Source organism: Streptococcus sp. DD04, from assembly GCF_001578725.1.
Taxonomy (GTDB): Bacteria; Bacillota; Bacilli; order Lactobacillales; family Streptococcaceae; genus Streptococcus; species Streptococcus sinensis.
The window spans coordinates 1-415 of sequence record NZ_KQ969006.1; the positions used below are offsets into that span (position 1 = coordinate 1).

1 protein-coding gene is annotated in these 415 nt (G+C 36.9%); it reads left to right on the forward strand.

Annotated elements, in window-relative coordinates; all coding sequences use genetic code 11:
- Positions 1–109: 109 nt before the first annotated feature.
- Positions 110–415, forward strand: a 306-nt coding sequence (locus STRDD04_RS10270; protein ID WP_197460102.1) for a transposase family protein, incomplete at its 3' end; no start/stop codon positions are given.

Below are 415 nucleotides of genomic sequence, written 5' to 3' on the forward strand. Positions count from 1 at the left end.
ATGAAGTATTTTATGGTGAAATTGTGCACTTAATTTGACAATTCAAGAGAAAAAAAGTCCCATAAGACCTATAATGAAAAGCGACCAAACCATCATTAGAAAGAATCTTATGGAACAATTAAATTCTATCACAAACTTACTCGAAATTAAAGACAAAAATATCATCATTCTAGATTACAAGGACTCGGGGACTCATAAAGAAATCCTCGCTAAGCTAGATTATCCCGCACCTAAATGCCCTCACTGCCAAGGAAAAATGGCTAAATATGACTTCCAAAAAGAATCGAAAATTCCTTACCTAGAATGTGCGGGATATAAAATGCTGATTCGATTGAGAAAACGGCGCTTCCGCTGTCAGGATTGCGGGAAAGTAGCTGTCGCAGAAACGTCCTTAGTCAAGAAGAATCACCAAATT